The 19,051-nt window shown below is 46.4% G+C and carries 11 protein-coding genes and 2 pseudogenes; 4 read left to right on the top strand and 9 right to left on the bottom strand.

All coding sequences use genetic code 11. The features are described from left to right. Positions 1-93: 93 nt before the first annotated feature. From AALA56_RS08255 to AALA56_RS08280, 6 genes and pseudogenes are all read right to left on the bottom strand, one after another. Positions 94-888 (bottom strand): XRE family transcriptional regulator, encoded by a 795-nt coding sequence (locus AALA56_RS08255; protein WP_369909579.1) that lies wholly within the window; start codon positions 886-888, stop codon positions 94-96. 189 nt (positions 889-1,077) lie between these two features. Continuing rightward, positions 1,078-1,506 carry a CoA-binding protein gene (locus AALA56_RS08260; protein ID WP_369909571.1) on the bottom strand — a complete coding sequence of 143 codons (429 nt, stop codon included), beginning with the start codon at positions 1,504-1,506 and terminating at the stop codon, positions 1,078-1,080. A 10-nt stretch (positions 1,507-1,516) separates the two neighbouring features. Next, positions 1,517-4,162 carry a DNA polymerase I gene (gene polA, locus AALA56_RS08265; RefSeq protein WP_369909572.1) on the bottom strand — a complete coding sequence of 882 codons (2,646 nt, stop codon included), beginning with the start codon at positions 4,160-4,162 and terminating at the stop codon, positions 1,517-1,519. A gap of 83 nt (positions 4,163-4,245) precedes the next feature. Next, positions 4,246-4,572, bottom strand: coding sequence for a carboxymuconolactone decarboxylase family protein (locus AALA56_RS08270; protein ID WP_369909580.1), 327 nt, complete (start codon positions 4,570-4,572; stop codon positions 4,246-4,248). 8 nt (positions 4,573-4,580) lie between these two features. Next, positions 4,581-5,429, bottom strand: a pseudogene (locus AALA56_RS08275) (aldo/keto reductase). A gap of 20 nt (positions 5,430-5,449) precedes the next feature. Further along, a complete protein-coding gene (locus AALA56_RS08280) occupies positions 5,450-5,890 on the bottom strand; it encodes a cupin domain-containing protein (RefSeq protein WP_369909573.1) in 441 nt (146 codons plus the stop codon). An 87-nt stretch (positions 5,891-5,977) separates the two neighbouring features. Between AALA56_RS08280 and AALA56_RS08285 the strand changes: the two are divergent. The 3 genes and pseudogenes from AALA56_RS08285 to AALA56_RS08295 all read left to right on the top strand — a co-directional run bounded on the left by AALA56_RS08285 (position 5,978) and on the right by AALA56_RS08295 (position 7,387). Beyond that, a pseudogene (locus AALA56_RS08285) lies at positions 5,978-6,921 on the top strand (LysR family transcriptional regulator). A gap of 69 nt (positions 6,922-6,990) precedes the next feature. Then, positions 6,991-7,176 (top strand): hypothetical protein, encoded by a 186-nt coding sequence (locus tag AALA56_RS08290; protein WP_369909574.1) that lies wholly within the window; start codon positions 6,991-6,993, stop codon positions 7,174-7,176. Positions 7,177-7,195: 19 nt separating this feature from the next. Further along, positions 7,196-7,387, top strand: a complete 192-nt coding sequence (locus tag AALA56_RS08295) for a hypothetical protein (protein ID WP_369909575.1) — start codon at positions 7,196-7,198, stop codon at positions 7,385-7,387. Positions 7,388-7,432: 45 nt separating this feature from the next. Here the strand turns inward: AALA56_RS08295 and rpoC are convergent, their stop codons facing one another. The 3 genes from rpoC to pbp1b form a co-directional block, all read right to left on the bottom strand. Then, entirely contained in the window at positions 7,433-11,068 is a 3,636-nt protein-coding gene (gene rpoC / locus AALA56_RS08300; RefSeq protein WP_164682114.1) for a DNA-directed RNA polymerase subunit beta', read from the bottom strand. A gap of 61 nt (positions 11,069-11,129) precedes the next feature. Beyond that, on the bottom strand, positions 11,130-14,711 hold the full coding sequence (rpoB, locus tag AALA56_RS08305) for a DNA-directed RNA polymerase subunit beta (RefSeq protein ID WP_369909577.1): 3,582 nt from the start codon (positions 14,709-14,711) through the stop codon (positions 11,130-11,132). A gap of 327 nt (positions 14,712-15,038) precedes the next feature. Then, on the bottom strand, positions 15,039-17,285 hold the full coding sequence (pbp1b, locus tag AALA56_RS08310) for a penicillin-binding protein PBP1B (protein WP_369909581.1): 2,247 nt from the start codon (positions 17,283-17,285) through the stop codon (positions 15,039-15,041). 153 nt (positions 17,286-17,438) lie between these two features. Between pbp1b and tyrS the strand changes: the two genes are divergently transcribed. After that, positions 17,439-18,695, top strand: a complete 1,257-nt coding sequence (tyrS, locus tag AALA56_RS08315) for a tyrosine--tRNA ligase (RefSeq protein WP_369909578.1) — start codon at positions 17,439-17,441, stop codon at positions 18,693-18,695. Positions 18,696-19,051 lie beyond the last annotated feature (356 nt).

Genomic DNA, 19,051 nt, shown 5'->3' on the forward strand with positions numbered 1-19,051 from the left:
GACTCCTTTTGAATTCAGGAATCAGGTTGCTTAATCATTTTATTATTTCACTGTCTACTTGACAGGGAGCTGTTCACATAGGTGTCGGGTTGCTTAGTTTTTTAAATCTTTTTCAGACTCACGAATGAACTCCTCTGCCAAGGCTTTGTCATAGAGGGCTTTGGCTTTTGCCTTGTCTTTTTTGACAAGCAGGTAATACTTAGCTTCAAAAGCACAGACGACTGGCTTATGCTGAAAGTTATTTGTTCTCTCTATAATGTCTCTCAAAACGGCTGTATAGGTCAGATAGTCCTCTGGCTCAGCATTTATCAAAAGCGTTACTAAAATCCTCTTTGTCGCATAGACTCTATCGAGGTCACTGTAGTCGATGTCCTCTATGACACGACTCGCCAACTGATCCATGTGGCTCTTGTCCTCTAGTCCTAAAGCACAGCAAAAAAAGTAGAGATTGATAATCAAGAGGTCATTGTAGCTGTAGTGGCGTTTCTTTAGGATTTGCTGGAAATACTCCTCTAAAAGCGTGAGCCCATACTGGTAGTCTCGGATGGTAAAAACATCTAGTTGCGCTTGCACAACCTCAACAAGAAGCTGCTCCTCCTCAGGTAGTTCGTCATAATAGTGCTCATAAATCTCATCAAGAAAGCCTTCTAACTCCTTGATACGCCTAGGGTCACCATAAGTATGCGTTTTTGTTAGCCGATTTTTCAGCTCTAGATAGCGCTTGGGTAGACTTATCGCCTCCACATCGACCAGCTCCTGCACCCCCACACCCAGCTTAGACGCCAAAAAGAGCGCCTTTGGGATAGTGAGCAGGGTATGCCCATTTTCGATTCTTGTCAATTGTCTGAGTGTCAACTCAGACTCATCCCCACAGATATCTGCCTGCATCAAGCCCTTACTGAGCCTTGCTTAGCGCACTCGTTTTCCTATTTCCTCTTTTAAATCAACCATTTTCCTTCACCTCTTCCATAGTATCTTTATTATAATCTATTTTCTGAAAAGAGACAAGTTAAGCGCTTTCAAGGCGTGACAAGCTTTTCTTGAGAGAATATAAAAAGAAGCACGCTGTGCTTCTTTTTAGTTGAGGGCTTGGTATTCGATTTTGAGGCATTTATTCATGACGATGTCATCGACACCATGCTGTCGGAGGATAGTTTCTGCCTCTTCACTTTCAAGTCCCAGCTGCGCCCAAAAGATACGAGCATTGATCGCTACAAAGTCACGTGCCACATCTGGCAAAAACTCGCTGCGTCTAAAGACATCCACGATGTCAATCGGCTCTGTGATGTCCTGCAAGCGAGCATAAACCGTCTCACCCAGTATCTGCTCACCAGCAAGTCTTGGATTGACTGGGAGGATGGTGTAGCCAGCGTCTTGCATGACCTTTGCTACCTTGTAAGCGGCAGTTTCTGTGCGGTTTGACAACCCTACAACGGCTATGGTCTTGCTACTTGTGATGTAGTTTTTGATGGTTTCTTGGTCTGGATTTTGAAAATGATAGGTCATAAAAACTCCTTTACTTTGCCTCGTACCAGGTCTTGCCGTCACTCTCATCAGCGATTAACGGCACTGATAAGTGGATGGCAGACTCCATAGTCTCTGTCACCAGGCGCTTGATGTCAGCAAGCTCATCTTTTGGCACCTCAAGGACAATTTCATCGTGCACTTGTAATAACATCTTAGCCTTATAATTGCCCGCCTCAAGAGCCTTATCAAGATTTATCATGGCAATCTTTAAAATATCAGCGGCTGATCCTTGGATAGGAGAGTTGATAGCTGTACGCTCTGCGAAGTTTCTGATGTTGAAGTTGCGTGAGTTGATGTCTGGCAGCTCACGACGACGGTGAAAGAGCGTCTCCACATAGCCCTTGTCCCTCGCCTCACGCACCACACGCTCCATATAATCCTTAATTCCTGGATAGCGCTCAAAGTAAGTCTCGATGTAGCCTTTTGCCACCTTGCGTGGGATACCGAGGTTATTGGCTAAGCCAAAGTCTGAAATGCCGTAGACGATCCCAAAGTTGACCGCCTTAGCATTTCTGCGGTCATTTGCCGTCACGTCCTCAGCCCTAGCAATCCCAAAGACACGCATGGCTGTCGAGGTGTGAATATCAGCGCCTTCGTTGAAGGCTTGAATCAAGTGTTCATCCCCAGAGATATGCGCTAGCACACGCAGCTCGATTTGCGAGTAGTCTGAGCTTAACAGCACCTCATCATCGCCAGACGGGACAAATGCCTTGCGGATAAGACGCCCTGCCTCGAGGCGAATCGGGATATTTTGCAGATTAGGGTCAGCACTTGAGAGACGACCAGTCTGCGTCAGGTCTTGGATATAGCGGGTGTGAATCTTGCCATCCTCTAGGATGTAGTCCTGTAGCCCCACGATGTAGGTTGACTGCAATTTTGCAATCTGACGATACTCTAAAATCTTGGTCACAAGTGGTGAGATTGGCGCTAGACGCTCTAGCACATCAACGGCGGTCGAGTAGCCAGTCTTTGTCTTTTTGGTCATCTCAACAGGCAGACCTAGCTTTTCAAAGAGCAGGATACCCAGCTGTTTTGGCGAGTTGATATTGAACTCCTCACCAGCTAACTCATAGATTTCCTTGGTCAGACTGTCGATAGTCGCTTGGTTGTCACGCTCCATCTCTTGCAGGGTCTCCTTGTGGACTCTGATCCCTGCGATTTCCATCTTGGCAAGCACCTTGGCGAGCGGTTGCTCCATGTCAAAGAGCAACTCTTTTTGCGCATGATTGTCGAGTTTGTCCAGCATGACAGACTCAGACGCTTGCAAGACCTTGACTTTTTTCGCCAAATGACTAAGAAGTGTTGCCTTATCAGGCACTGCACGCTTAGCGCCTTTGCCATAGACCGCTTCATCCGTGTCTAGGGCGTAGTCGGTGTAGAGTCTAGCAATAGTGGCTACTGTATTGTCCTCAACGGTTGAGAGCAGATACTTAGCCAGACGACTGTCAAAAGCCAGCTCCTCTAAGTCAACACCCAAATGACTGAGCAAGACCTTGCTCCGCTTAAAGTCATAGGTCTTAATAGGCTGGGCTAGCGCCTCTCTAAAGACAGGGCTAGTGAGCAAGTCCAGATTATCAGACGCATAGATGTTCTGGCTATCTCCCCAAGCAAAGCCGATGATGTCCTCCACGTGGTAGTTTTCACCCAAAAGCTCAAAGTAATAAAAGGTATCTTGTGAAAACATATCCGCTGACAAGCTATCCACATCGTCAATCACCTGATAGTCCACCTCAAAATCTTCTTTTGGGGTGTCTTTGGTGAGATTTGCCTTGAACTGCTTGAAGCCCATCTCGTCGTAAAAGGCAGAGAGCTTCTCAACGTCAGCGCCCTTATAAACAATGTCCTCAAGTCCGATGGTGATTGGTGCTTGGGTGTTGATGGTCGCTAGAGTTTTTGAGAGGAAGGCTTTTTCTTTGTCATTGATGAGGTTTTCTTTCATCTTGGACGCTTTCATCTCATCGATGTGCTCATAGACCCCTTCTAAACTGCCGTAGTTTAGCAGCAGTTTGAGGGCAGTCTTTTCACCGACCTTGGTCACTCCTGGGATATTGTCCGACTTATCGCCCATCAGCGCCTTGAGGTCGATAAACTGGCTCGGTGTGATGCCCATCTTTTCCATGAGGTAGTCTGGCGTGTACTCCTCAAACTCTGCCACACCTTTTTGGGAAATTTCAACGACTGTGTTCTTATCCGTCAGCTGGATGAGGTCTTTGTCCCCTGAGACGATGGTCACATCATAGCTCTCCTCATCCTCAGCTAGCTTATCTATTGTTCCGATGATGTCATCTGCCTCATACTGCGCCAAATCGTAGTAGCAAATGCCTAGATGGCTAAGCAGCTCACTGATATAAGGCAGCTGCTCACGAAACTCATCTGGGGTCTTCGCCCGACCTGCCTTGTAGTCGCTGTACATCTCCGTTCTAAAAGTGGTCTTGCCCGCATCAAAAGCCACTAGGACATGGGTCGGCTCCACACGCTCCAGCAAATGGTTTAACATCAAGTGGAAACCATAGATGGCATTGGTGTGCAAACCATTTGGATTTTTAAAGCGCTCGATCTGATTGTAAAGCGCAAAAAACGCACGATAGGCCACAGATGACCCGTCAATCAATAATAATTTCTTCTTGTCTACCATGCTTTTAGTATAACGTTTTTAGCCCATTTTGTCACTTTGGAGCTTTTCAAGCAGACAAAAACGACTTGCTAAAAGCAAGTCGTTTATTTCTCATCTGTCCAGATGGCTTTGGCTTGACTAAAAGCTGACCAAGCCTTGGGCCAGCCGATGTAAAAGGCGGCGTGGGTGATAATTTCAGCTATCTCGTCCTGGGTGACGCCATTTTTCTTGGCAATTGTCAGATGATAGCCTAACTGCTCAAAGCTACCCTGTGTCATGAGTGCTGTCACCGTGACAATAGAGCGTAGCTTTGGAGACAGCTCTTTTTCTCGTGACCAGACCTGACCAAAGAGCACATCGTCATTGAGCGCTACAAAGGTCGGTGCAAAATCACCTAGTTGATCACGTCCTGCGGTTTGTTTGACCATGATAATCCCTCTTAATCAATGGTAAAAGCAGACAACCTCTTGACCGTCTCTGGGTCAACATGGGATAAAAACTGACTTTCGCCCTTATCAAGTTCGAGGATGTCAGCCATATCCTCATCGCTAAGGCTAAAGTCAAAAATGTCCAAGTTTTGCGTCATACGCTCCTTGTGAATGGTCTTAGGAATGGCTACGGTTCCTTGTTGAATCAAATAACGCAGAGCTACTTGAGCTGCTGATTTGTTGTATTGCTTGCCGATTCTAACCAAGGTTTCATTGGTGAAGAGATTGTTCTTTCCTTCGGCAAAAGGTCCCCAAGACTCAATCTGCACGCCATACTCAGCCATGGTCTTTTGCGCCTCTAACTGCTGGTTAAAGACATGCGTTTCCACCTGATTGACCATAGGCGTGATGTCGCTAAAAATCGCTAAGTCCACAAGACGGTCTGGGCTAAAATTGCTCACACCGATAGCCTTGATTCTTCCAGCCTTATAGTACTCCTCCAAAGCCCGATAAGCACCGTAGTAGTCGTTAAAAGGCTAGTGCAAGAGCATGAGGTCGATATAGTCTGTCTGTAGTTTCTCAAGACTTTTCTCAATGGACGCTTTCGCCTTTTCATAGCCGAAGTTGCTGATCCAGATTTTACTCGTGATGAAAAAGTCCTCTCGTGGGAGCTCTGACTTTTGAATGGCTCTGCCGACAGCTTCTTCATTTCCATAAGCTTGTGCGGTGTCAATCAAGCGATAGCCTGTCCGAATGGCGTCGCTGACCACACGCTCACACTCCGCTAGGTCAGGGACTTGGTAGACACCAAACCCTAACAGAAGCATTTTTAGACCGTTTGATAAGGTAATATATTCCATGTCTATCTCCTTTTATTCGCTTAATCCTCTAAAGCTAGATAGTCCTCGTCAGAGACTTCTTCTAGCCAGATATTTTCCGTATCTTCGCCTGGTACACCAAAGGCGATATGGCTAAACCATGAGTCCCGTTTAGCGCCGTGCCAGTGCTTGACATTTGCTGGGATGACAATGACACTACCTTCTGGTAGAGGCACTGCGGGTTTGCCCTCTTCTTGGTACCAACCCTCACCAGCGGTGCAGATTAAGACCTGTCCGCCACCACGGCTCGCCTTGTGAATATACCAGTTGTTGCGACATCCAGGCTCAAAGGTGACATTGGCTAGGCTGATTGCGCCATCACTGGTAGCGCCTAGACCTTTTAGATAAGATTGTCCGATAAAGTACTTGGCGTAAGCGTCATTGGTTTGACCTTTTCCAAAGTGATTGGCTGTATCAAATGCTGTTTTATCTTGATATTTCATCTTACTCCCTCACTTTCACAGCCATTATATAGCTAATCTAGCTATAAATCAAATACTTTAAATCTATCCTTATCATGCTTTTTGGTTATGATAAACTTGCTTTTTGAGGAGTTCTTTTCTATAATAGAGGCAAAAAGGAGAAGAAATAGGGATATTCGTGTTTTGCGCTATTTTTTAAAAATCTGTGAGCTGGGCAATATCTCAAAAGCAGCTGAGAGCCTACACACCACCCAGCCCAACCTCTCACGCCAGCTCACGCAGCTAGAGGACGAGCTCGGGAGAACCCTTGTCATCCGTGGGAAAAGACGGCTGACGCTGACGGAGGAGGGCGAGTATCTCATAAAGCAAGCTCTCTCTATCGTGGAGATGGCTGACCACACCGAGTCGACCTTGAAATCTTTTCAAGACCACATCAACGGGCATGTCCATATCGGAGCAGCCGAGTCGACAGTTATGGCGTTTTTTGCTTCTATCTTTCAAAAGTCTTGGGAGACTTATCCCGGTATCAGCTATCATCTCACTAGCGGCAACTATGTCGATGTCACACGTAGCCTTGACAATGGCTTAGCGGACTTTGGCATTGTCATCGAAAAGACAGACAAAAGCAAGTACCACCATCTACAGCTTCCACACAGGGACACTTGGGGTATCCTCATGCACCGAGATACCCCCTAGCGCAGCAAAAAGCGATTACACCATCTGACTTTGCACAGCTCTCTCTCATCGCCTCACGAGAGAGCGAGGAGATTGGCAAGATTAAAAACTGGGCAACGGAGGGCAGTCCCAAGGGCATCGCTACCTGTAACCTCATCACAAACGCAGCACTCATGATTGAAGCAACTAGTGGCTATGCCCTGACCTTTGAGGGGCTAACTTTTCCCTCTGAGTCCAACCACCTCGTCTTTTGTCCACTTGAACCCGCCGTCACCTCCAGCACCTACCTCATCTGGAAAAAAGATACCCCACTCAGCAAATCCGCCCAAATCTTTTTGGAGCTTGTAGAGAAAGCGATGGGGGAACAAAAAGAATGAAAACGCTTTAAAATATTCTTGCTTTTTGCTGTGACTTGTGATACAGTCAAGTAAAAGGAGGGCAATCTCATGAAAGATTTAAAAGCTGTTCTTGCTATCCTGCTGTTCTTTGCAGTCTTTGCTATCACCAACCGCTACTTTCCAACTGCCTACCGAGTACTTCAGACAACGGCTTTCATCCTCTTAGAGCTCTATCTTCTCTATAAGCTTATCAGCTGGATAGCCTACGCCATCAAAAGAAGACGTAATAACTAGCTAATAGAAAGGGATACCAATGAAACTCAAAGACTTTATCGAAGACTTCTTTTTGACCATCATCTCGCCCTACCTTTTAGAGATTATCCTATTTCCCATAGCTCTCCTCGTTCTTTACGCTAAAAACATCCTCTTATTGTTCCTTGTTCTCTTTCTTGCTGTCCTTTTATTCCTTTTTAAACGACACAAAAACGACAAAGACCCACACTAGTTTATGCTAGCAAAAAAACCAAGCCACATGGCTTGGTTTTTCGTATTAGTGTACTTCTTCGGCAACGATTTCTTCTGCGAGGGCTTCCTCAGCAGCTTCTTCTTCGTTGATTGCCAAAGGTTCGATATTGCGGTAGCGTGCCATACCAGTACCTGCTGGGATGGTTTTACCGATGATAACATTTTCTTTAAGACCGAGAAGGTGATCTTTCTTACCACGGATAGCCGCATCTGTAAGCACACGTGTGGTTTCTTGGAAGGATGCAGCAGACAAGAAGGAGTTGGTCTCAAGTGAGGCTTTGGTGATACCCATGAGGACTGGACGAGCTGTCGCAGGGATACCTCCAGAGATGAGGATGTCTTTGTTAGCGTCTGTAAAGTCAGAGATATCCATCAAGGTACCTGGGAGAAGATCGGTATCTCCTGGATCCATGATACGGACTTTACGAAGCATTTGACGAACCATAACCTCAACGTGCTTGTCACCGATTTCTACCCCCTGGCTACGGTAAACTTTTTGCACCTCAGCAAGAAGATAAGTCTCAACAGACAAGGTATCACGCACTTCAAGGAGGTGCTTAGGTTGGATAGACCCTTCTGTAAGGGCTGCTCCACGGTGTACCATGTCACCCACTTCCACTTTCATACGAGCGGTAAATGGTACCACGTACTCACCTTCGCCCGTTTGACCTTTGACGTAGACTTTCTTGGTACGTGTTGCTGCGTCTTCTTCGATAGCAGTGACTTCCCCTTTGACCTCAGTGATGACCGCTTCCCCTTTAGGATTGCGGGCTTCAAAGATTTCTTGGATACGAGGAAGACCTTGGGTGATGTCGGTGTTAGACGCCACACCACCCGTGTGGAAGGTACGCATGGTAAGCTGTGTACCAGGCTCACCGATAGATTGGGCAGCGACAGTACCAACTGCTTCACCAACTTCAACAGCGTCACCAGTTGCAAGGTTGATACCGTAGCAGTGACGGCAGACACCGTGACGTGTGTTACATGTAAAGACAGAGCGGATAGTCACTTCCTCAACACCAGCAGCCACAATCTTCGCTGCCAAGTCCTCGGTAATCAAGGTATCTGGACCAACGATAACCTCACCAGTCTCAGGGTGTTTAACAGTTTTCTTGGTGTAGCGACCATTGAGACGCTCTTCAAGAGTTTCAGTGACTTCCTTACCATCTGTAATGGCAGTGATGGTAAGACCACGGTCAGTACCACAGTCATCCTCACGAATGATAACGTCCTGTGCCACGTCAACCAAACGACGTGTTAAGTAACCAGAGTCGGCAGTCTTGAGGGCGGTATCGGTCATACCCTTACGAGCACCGTGAGTTGAGAAGAACATTTCCAAAACAGACAAACCTTCACGGAAGTTAGACAGGATAGGAAGTTCCATGATACGACCGTTTGGCGCTGCCATCAGACCACGCATACCCGCAAGCTGTGAGAAGTTGGAGATGTTACCACGAGCTCCTGAGTCCATCATCATAACGATTGGGTTCTTAGGATCTTGTGTCTCAATCAGGCGTGCTTCCAACTCTTCTTTGGCTTCACGCCAAGTAGTTGTAACCGCCACATAACGGTCATCATCGGTCATCAAACCACGACGGAAGGCTTTGTTGATTTGCTCAACCTTGCTGTGGGCTGCGTCGATGATTTCTTGCTTGTTGTCAATGACTGGGATGTCAGCGATACCCACAGTCAAACCAGCAAGTGTTGAGTGGTAGTAACCTAGGTCTTTCAAGCGGTCAAGAAAGGCTGATGTTTCTGTTGTACGGAAACGTTTGAAGGTTTCAGCGATGATGTTTCCGAGATTTTTCTTCTTAAATGGAATGTTAATCTCTAAGTTGTCAATCACCGTTTGAATGTCTTGACCTGGCTCTAGGAAGTACTTGTCTGGTGTCTTTTCAGTAAGGTTGCTGTTGGTTGGCTCGATGAGGTAAGGTAGGTCATCAGGCATAATATCGTTAAAGAGGATTTTACCGACAGTTGTCACCATGATTTTGTGCTGTTGCTCTGGTGTCCAAGGTTTGTTTGGCATAGAGTCAACGGCAATACCGACACGTGTGTGCAAGTGCACATAGCCATTGCGGTAAGCCATAACAGCTTCGTCACGGTCTTTAAAGACCATACCTTCACCCTCACGACCAGCGTCTTCCATAGTGAGGTAGTAGTTACCAAGTACCATATCCTGAGATGGGGTAACGACTGGTTTACCATCTTTAGGGTTGAGGATGTGCTCAGCAGCGAGCATGAGAAGACGTGCTTCTGCTTGTGCTTCTTCAGAGAGAGGCACATGAATCGCCATTTGGTCACCGTCAAAGTCGGCATTGTAGGCTTCACAAACCAATGGGTGAAGACGAAGCGCCTTACCATCGATAAGCACAGGCTCAAAGGCTTGGATACCGAGACGGTGGAGGGTCGGTGCGCGGTTAAGGAGCACTGGGTGTTCTTTGATGACTTCCTCTAGAATGTCCCAAATACGCTCATCCCCACGCTCAACCATGCGTTTAGCGGCTTTGACGTTTCCAGCTAGACCGTTAGCTACGATTTCACGCATAACAAATGGTTTAAAGAGCTCGATCGCCATCTCACGTGGCACACCACATTGGTACATCTTAAGTGTCGGACCAACGGCGATAACGGAACGTCCTGAGAAGTCAACACGTTTACCGAGCAGGTTTTGACGGAAGCGTCCTTGTTTCCCTTTGAGCATGTGGCTAAGGGATTTGAGCGGACGGCTACCTGGTCCTGTGATAGGACGACCACGACGACCATTGTCAATCAACGCATCCACCGCTTCTTGCAGCATACGTTTTTCATTTTGAACGATGATACCTGGTGCGTGCAATTCTAACAGACGAGCCAAACGGTTGTTACGGTTGATAACACGGCGGTAAAGGTCGTTTAAGTCAGAAGCTGCAAAGCGTCCACCATCAAGCTGTACCATGGGACGAAGATCTGGTGGAATAACTGGCAAGATGTTGAGTACCATCCATTCTGGCTTGTTGCCAGATTTTTTGAAGGCATCAAGAACATCTAGGCGACGAACAGCCTTGACACGTTTTTGACCGGTCGCTGTTTTGAGTTCTTCCTTGAGCTCAGCGATTTCAGCATCCAAGTCAACACGTTTTAAGAGGTCTTGGATAGCTTCGGCACCCATCTTGGCTACAAAAGATCCATAGCCGTACTCTTGTAATTTTTCACGGTACTCACGCTCAGTAAGGAGGGACTTAGGCTCAAGTGGTGTATCTTTAGGATCAATCACCACGTAAGCGGCAAAGTAGATGACCTCTTCAAGGGCACGTGGGCTCATATCAAGGGTCAAGCCCATACGGCTTGGAATCCCTTTGAAGTACCAGATGTGTGATACTGGTGCTTTTAGCTCGATATGCCCCATGCGTTCACGACGCACCTTGGCACGAGTGACCTCAACACCACAGCGGTCACAGATAATCCCTTTGTAGCGGATACGTTTGTATTTACCACACGCACATTCCCAGTCTTTTGTAGGACCAAAGATGACTTCGTCAAAGAGTCCTTCACGCTCTGGTTTTAGCGTACGGTAGTTGATTGTTTCAGGTTTTTTAACTTCACCGTAAGACCATGAACGAACCTTACTTGGTGAGGCTAATGTGATTTGCATACTTTTAAAACGATTTACGTCAACCACTAGTTTTACCTTTCTGTCAATTTATCTCAAATCTAGCTAGAAACTTAGCTAGTTTTAGTCATTAGTCATTTGATGCAGGTGCTTCTTCTTGATTTTCAGCCTCTGCTTTTGCCTTTGCTTCTTGCTCTTTTCTCGCTTTTTCAAGCTCATCAACGTGCATGACATCATCGTCTTCGCCCTCATCAAGGTCACGAAGTTCAACTTCATTGTCATCCTCGTCAAGAACACGCATGTCAAGACCAAGTGATTGCAATTCTTTGACAAGCACTCGGAAGGACTCAGGCACACCTGGTTTTGGAATTGGTTTTCCTTTTGTGATAGCTTCATAGGCTTTTAGACGTCCAGCAACGTCATCTGACTTGTAAGTCAAGATTTCTTGAAGGACATTTGACGCACCGTAGGCTTCAAGCGCCCAAACCTCCATCTCACCGAAACGTTGTCCACCAAACTGGGCTTTACCACCAAGCGGTTGTTGGGTAACGAGTGAGTAAGGTCCGACTGAACGCGCGTGCAATTTATCATCAACCATGTGGTGGAGTTTGATCATGTACATGACACCAACAGACACACGGTTATCAAACGGCTCACCTGTACGTCCATCGTAAAGGACAGTCTTAGCATCGCTATCCATACCAGCTTCACGAACAGTGTCCCAGAGGTCTTCTGAGCTTGCTCCGTCAAAGACTGGTGTTGCGATATGAATGCCAAGGTTACGAGCCGCCATACCAAGGTGAAGCTCCATAACTTGTCCGATATTCATACGAGATGGCACCCCAAGTGGGTTCAACATGATGTCAACTGGTGTTCCGTCTGGAAGATATGGCATGTCCTCAACAGGAACGATACGAGAGACAACCCCTTTATTTCCGTGGCGTCCCGCCATCTTATCTCCGACTTTAATCTTACGTTTTTGAGCGATGTAGACACGCACCAGCATGTTGACACCTGATTGCAGCTCGTCACCGTTTGCACGTGTAAAGATCTTCACGTCACGAACGACACCGTCACCACCGTGTGGTACACGTAGAGATGTGTCACGGACTTCACGAGACTTGTCACCAAAGATAGCGTGAAGGAGACGCTCTTCAGCTGAGAGATCTTTTTCACCCTTAGGAGTGACTTTACCGACGAGGATGTCACCTTCTTTAACTTCAGCACCGATACGGATAATACCCATTTCGTCAAGCTCTTTGAGGGCTTCTTCACCGACGTTAGGGATTTCACGGGTGATTTCTTCAGGGCCAAGCTTTGTATCACGTGTTTCAGACTCAAACTCTTCAAGGTGGACAGAGGTGTAAACGTCCTCTTTAACCAAGCGCTCACTCATGATAACCGCATCCTCAAAGTTATACCCTTCCCACGTCATGTAGGCAACGATAGGGTTTTGTCCAAGCGCCATTTCACCACGCTCCATAGAAGGACCGTCTGCGATGAAATCACCTTTTTCAACCAAGTCACCGACCTTGACAAGAGTGCGTTGGTTGTAGGCAGTACCAGAGTTTGAACGGCGGAATTTTGTGATGTGGTAAACATCAAGACTACCGTCCTCACGACGTACTTCAACTTTTTCCGCGTCTGAGAAGACGACACGTCCGTCGTGTTTTGCAATAACTGCCGCACCAGAGTCGTGGGCTGCTTGATATTCCATACCTGTTCCGACATAAGGCGCATGCGGATCAATCAATGGCACAGCCTGACGTTGCATGTTGGCACCCATGAGGGCACGGTTGGAGTCATCGTTTTCAAGGAAAGGAATACATGCTGTCGCCACCGCAACTACCTGCTTAGGTGAGACATCCACGTAGTCAACGATACTTGCTGGGAACTCTTGGTTGTTACCTTGGTGACGTCCCATGACGATTTCTTCCGCAAAGGTTCCGTCTGGATTGAGTTTAGAGTTGGCTTGGGCAACTGTGTATTCGTCTTCTTCGTCGGCTGTCAACCATTCGACTTCATTGGTCACGACACCTGTTTTTCTGTCAACCTTGCGATATGGTGTTTGGATGAAACCGTATTTGTTGAGGTGACCATAGCTTGACAAGTTGTTAATCAAACCGATGTTAGGTCCTTCAGGCGTTTCAATCGGACACATACGACCGTAGTGTGTGTAGTGCACGTCACGCACTTCATATCCCGCACGGTCACGTGTCAAACCACCAGGTCCTAAGGCTGATAGACGGCGTTTGTGAGAAAGTTCAGAGAGCGGGTTGTGTTGGTCCATGAACTGTGACAATTGAGAAGAACCAAAGAACTCTTTGACCGCAGCTGTCACAGGACGGATGTTGATGATTTGTTGTGGTGTGAGGACTTCATTGTCCTGAACGCTCATACGCTCACGCACATTACGCTCCATACGAGCAAGACCGATACGGAATTGGTTGGCAAGAAGCTCGCCGACCGCACGGATACGACGGTTTCCGAGGTGGTCAATATCGTCGACCTTACCGATACCTTCTGCTAGGTTGAGGAAATAGCTCATCTCAGCGAGAATATCAGCTGGTGTCAAGGCACGAGTCTTGTCGTCTGGGTTGGCATTACCAACAATAGTCACAACACGGTCTGGATCTGTCGGTGCAACGACCTTGAATTTTTGTAAAATCACAGGCTCAGTCACAACAGCATAGTCATTTGGTGTGTAGACAAACTTGTTGAGGTCACCGTCGATGTAGTCTGCGATAGAGTCGATGACATCACGTGTCATGACAGTACCAGCTTCAACCAAGATTTCACCATTCTCTGGGTCAACCAAGTTTTCTGCGATGGTTTGGTTCAAAAGACGTGTCTTGAGGTTGAGTTTTTTGTTAATCTTGTAGCGACCAACAGCAGCCAAGTCATAGCGACGTGGGTCGAAGAAGCGAGCTGTCAAAAGACTACGTGAGCTGTCCGCTGTCTTTGGCTCACCTGGACGCAAGCGTTCGTAGATTTCCTTGAGGGCTTCGTCTGTACGTGAGTCTGCTGGGTTTTTGTGGATGTCTTTTTCGATAGTGTTGCGCACAAGCTCGCTATCGCCAAAGATATCCATGATTTCATCGTCACCAGAGAATCCAAGCGCACGCACAAGCGTTGTAAATGGAATCTTACGTGTACGGTCAATACGTGTATATCCGATGTCTTTTGAGTCAGTTTCAAGCTCCAGCCAAGCCCCACGGTTAGGGATGACAGTTGAGCCGTAGCCGACCTTACCATTTTTGTCAACTTTATCGTTAAAGTAGACACCTGGAGAGCGCACAAGCTGACTAACGATGATACGTTCACCACCATTGATGATGAAAGTTCCCATTTCTGTCATGAGAGGGAAGTCTCCAAAGAACACTTCTTGTGTCTTGATTTCACCAGTTTCTTTGTTGACCAAACGGAAGGTCACAAAGATAGGTGCAGAGTAAGAAGCGTCATGGATACGAGCTTCTTCTAGGGTATATTTTGGCTCTTTAAACTCATACCCTACAAATTCAAGCTCCATCGTATCTGTAAAGTTTGAGATTGGGAGCACATCTTCAAAGACTTCTTTTAGCCCATTTTCTAAAAAGTCTTTAAACGAATCTGTCTGAATTTCAATCAAATTAGGTAAATCAAGAACCTCTTTGATTCTTGAAAAACTACGACGTGTACGGTGTTTACCGTATTGAACTTCATGTCCTGCCAAGATTTTACTCCTTTTATTAAGATGAGAGGCATGTAGCCTTGAGGGTGAACTAACTTCCTAAGTAAGCTGCTAGCTTACTCAAGTAGCGTGATGCTCTTTCACATCACCCGGTCGTCTGAGCTATTTTAGAAAAAATATATGTGAATTGTTAGAACCTTTAAATATAGGTTACACTTGTCTTTTTTACTAAAAATAGGCACAAAAAGAGCAGCTAAACCCGACTTAAAAGTTTGATTTAACTGCTGTAAGCCCTCTTGGACAATATTTCAAGAAAGCAGACGACAAATAATTTATAATATTATATCTTATTTCGTCAAAGATTGCAAGTTATTTTTTCAAAATACTTGCCCATGCTTTTTGGTAGTCACTGTCTGTACCACCGATGGCAAATTTATAAGTTGTTTTGCCTGGACCATTTTTTGCCCAGTAGCTGGTAGTCATGTCGCCTGTGACACTCACGTCCTTGCCGTCAACTGAGACCGTCGCAGGTAGTAAACCTGTTGATTTGAGGACATTTGCCTTAATCACGCTCGAATCAAGGGTGAACTTAGAGGTGCCAAAGACCGTGCTATCTGCTTGGTTAATGGCATTGACCAGATTTGCCATGTACTGGGAGTTCTTGGAGTAGCCAGTGGTGTTAGCAAGGGAACTGTTGTCATCGTGACCAATCCAGCCACCCAAAGTCACATTTGGTGTCGCTAGCATGAGCCAACCGTCTGAGTAATTGTTGGTTGTCCCCGTTTTTCCGATCCAGTCGGCACTTGCGAGCCCTGCGTTTAGCGATTGCAAGTCTTTCTTAAAGGTCGTAGTCAAGCCTGACTCGATAGGACCTCGCAAGAGACTCTGCATGATAGTTGCTGTCGCTTTTGAGAAGACCTGTGTCGCCTTGGACTCGTGCTTATAGATGACCTCGCCAGTGCTATCTGTGATAGAGTCAATCATGTATTTTTCCTGATAAGCACCGTTATTGGCTAACATCTGATAGAGGTTGGTCTGGTCGGCAACGGATACCTCAACCCCACCACCAAGCGGGAGACTCTCGATATTGTAGTTGTCAATGGTGTAATTCATCTTGTCCATGTAGCCCTTGACATCAACGTTCTTACTTAGAAGCAGTTGATAAGTCCAGTAGGCTGGGATGTTCCACGATTTGTTGAGCGCTTCTTGCAGATCCATCATGCCCGTCCCCTCTTCGGTGTCGTGCATGATTTTCTGACCATTTGAGAAGGTGGTTGGGTAGTTTGAGAGGATACTGGCACTTCCCATAAGCCCTTGGTCAATGGCGATACCATAAGGAATAATCGGCTTGATACTTGAGCCTGTAGAGCGCTTGGTGTCAAAGGCATGGTTGTTTTGGTTGGTGCTGTAATCACGCCCACCAATAAAGCCTAAGATAGCCCCTGTTTTATTGTCCATGAGGACATTTCCCATCTGAACGGTACCTGTACCATCGTCAAGGAGGCTACCATACTGGGCAGCGGCATTTTGCATGGCAGTGTAGATGTTTTGGTTAATGGTGGTCTTAATGGTGTAGCCACCTTGTTGCAACTCTTCAAGCGCACGCTCTTGATAGGCTTGCTTAGTGGCGTCGTTTTTCAAATCCTGCTCAGATACACCGTCACGCTTGATGAGGTAGTCATACATGACCTGCTGGGCTTCGCTCATCACCGTGTAGTAGAGATAATCATGTGTATTTGCCTGCTGAGTTTCAGGAGCGATAAAGTCTTGCTTGATATCATAGGCTTTATAGGTTTCATACTCACTCTTTGTCAGACTGCCTGTGCGGTACATGTTGTAGAGCACATCTTGCTGGCGATTGATACCATATTGGAGGTTCTCGTCTGACTTGAGCTGGGCATTAGCAGTGTAAGGCGAGTAGACGATAGGACTTTGCGGAAGCCCCGCGATATAGGCTGCCTGTGGGATGGTCAAATCCTTGGCACTCACTCCGAAAATCCCCTGCGCTGCTTCCTCGACACCTGCAATATTTTGCCCCTTATTATTGCGCCCAAAAGGAGAGACATTGAGATAAGCCGTTAAAATCTCATCCTTACTCATATAGCGCTCAAGCGCTAACGCATAGATAATCTCACGAGACTTGCGTTTAAAGGAAGGGTCATCCCCCAAGACCTGCTGTTTGAGCAACTGCTGGGTGAGGGTCGAGCCACCACTGGACTCACCAAGCCCCAAGATAGACCCAACTGCCGCACGAAAAACAGCCTTTGGCACCACACCGTGGTGAGTCTCAAAGTTGTCATCCTCAGTCGCAATGATGGCTTTTTTGATATTATCTGAAATGGCACTGCTCTCAACAGGTGTGCGCAGCAAATCCGAGTCAATATCTGAAATCAGCGCTTGATTGGAGTAGGTCATCTGTGATACCTGCGATACAGAAGTCACCTCCTTGACCAAGGTCGCCTTGTCTGGCACCTTGACACTGTCAATCTGGCTGGCTAAATACCCCAGCGCCATACCGCCACCTAGCATGCCCAAAAGCAGGATGATGATATAAGCAAAGTCAGACAATAACTTTAGGGTCCTTAGAAAAACAGCCCCAATCTCACTAAAAGGCATAGGCTGATTGGTGTTTTTCGGACGTTTCTTTTGATTTCTTGGTTTTTTAAACATGAAAATACCTCAATTCCCATTATAGCAAATTTAATAGGGCTTGCATATCCCAAAGAATTTTGATATAGTTGGCTTGATATACTAACATAGGAGAAGATTATGACCATTTTAGAAGAACTCAAAGAACGTGGGCTTGTCTTTCAGACAACGGATGAAAAAGCGCTTGAGGACGCTTTAGAAAACGGACAAGTCTCCTACTATACTGGTTATGACCCAACGGCTGATAGCTTGCACCTTGGGCATTTGGTTGCCATTTTGACGTCACGCCGCTTGCAGTTGGCTGGACACAAACCTTACGCCCTCGTGGGTGGTGCGACAGGACTCATCGGTGACCCATCCTTTAGGGACGCAGAGCGTAGCCTACAAACCAAAGAAACCGTTGACGGCTGGGTGACAAAAATCCAAGGGCAACTCTCTCGCTTCCTTGATTTTGAAAATGGCGACAACAAAGCTGTCATGGTCAATAACTACGACTGGTTTAGCGATGTGAGCTTTATCGACTTCTTGCGTGATGTCGGCAAATACTTCACTGTCAACTACATGATGAGTAAAGAGTCCGTCAAAAAACGTATCGAAACAGGGATTTCTTATACCGAGTTTGCTTACCAAATCATGCAAGGTTACGACTTCTACGAGCTCAATGACAAGTACAATGTCACTCTTCAAATCGGAGGAAGTGACCAATGGGGGAACATGACAGCTGGTACAGAGCTTCTTCGCCGTAAGGCAGACAAGACTGGTCACGTCATGACAGTGCCACTCATCACCGACTCAACTGGTAAAAAGTTTGGTAAGTCTGAAGGCAACGCCGTCTGGCTTGACGCAAGCAAAACCAGCCCTTACGAAATGTACCAATTCTGGCTCAATGTCATGGACGAGGACGCTGTTCGCTTCTTGAAAATCTTTACTTTCCTTTCTCTTGAGGAAATCGAAGACATCCGTGTACAGTTTGAGCAAGAACCACACAAACGCCTAGCGCAAAAAACATTGGCTCGTGAAGTCGTGATCCTTGTCCACGGTGAAAAAGCTTATCAAGAAGCTCTCAATATCACAGAGCAACTCTTTGCTGGCAACATCAAAGGACTCTCTGTCGCAGAACTCAAACAAGGACTCCGTGGCGTGCCAAACTACGCTGTCAAAGCTGAGGATAGTCTTAATATCGTTGACCTCCTGGTCACTGCTGGCGTGGTTAACTCTAAGCGCCAAGCCCGTGAGGATGTGCTAAACGGCGCTATCTACCTCAATGGTGAGCGTATCCAAGACACAGGCTACACCCTCACTGATGCCGACAAACTCGAAGGTGAGCTAACCGTTATCCGCCGTGGTAAGAAAAAATACTTTGTTCTGACTTATTAAGCGAAAATCGAAAATCACACTGATATCAGTGTGATTTTTCCTGTCGTTTTTTTATGAAGCAAGGAGAGAGGGTACCGCAAAGCGATGCCCTCTCAGGAGATTTTGAAAAAGAAAAAGTTTTAGGATGATTATAGTATAGCTAGACTTCCTTAAACGAAACTTAAAAAGAATTATATTTTTAGTTTATGTGATTGTTTGACAGCTCGGCAAAATTCAAGTCCAAGTTAGCCAGCGTATAACACCTCTCTGGGAGTTTTGTAATCTAATACTTTCTTAGGTTAGTTATTGATCCAATTTTCAATGAATGTGACCTGTTTTTTGGTCGCATTTTTACTTCCCTTTGGTAACCAACGTCG

The sequence above is a fragment of the Streptococcus hyointestinalis genome (assembly GCF_041225505.1).
Lineage (GTDB): Bacteria > Bacillota > Bacilli > Lactobacillales > Streptococcaceae > Streptococcus > Streptococcus hyointestinalis_B.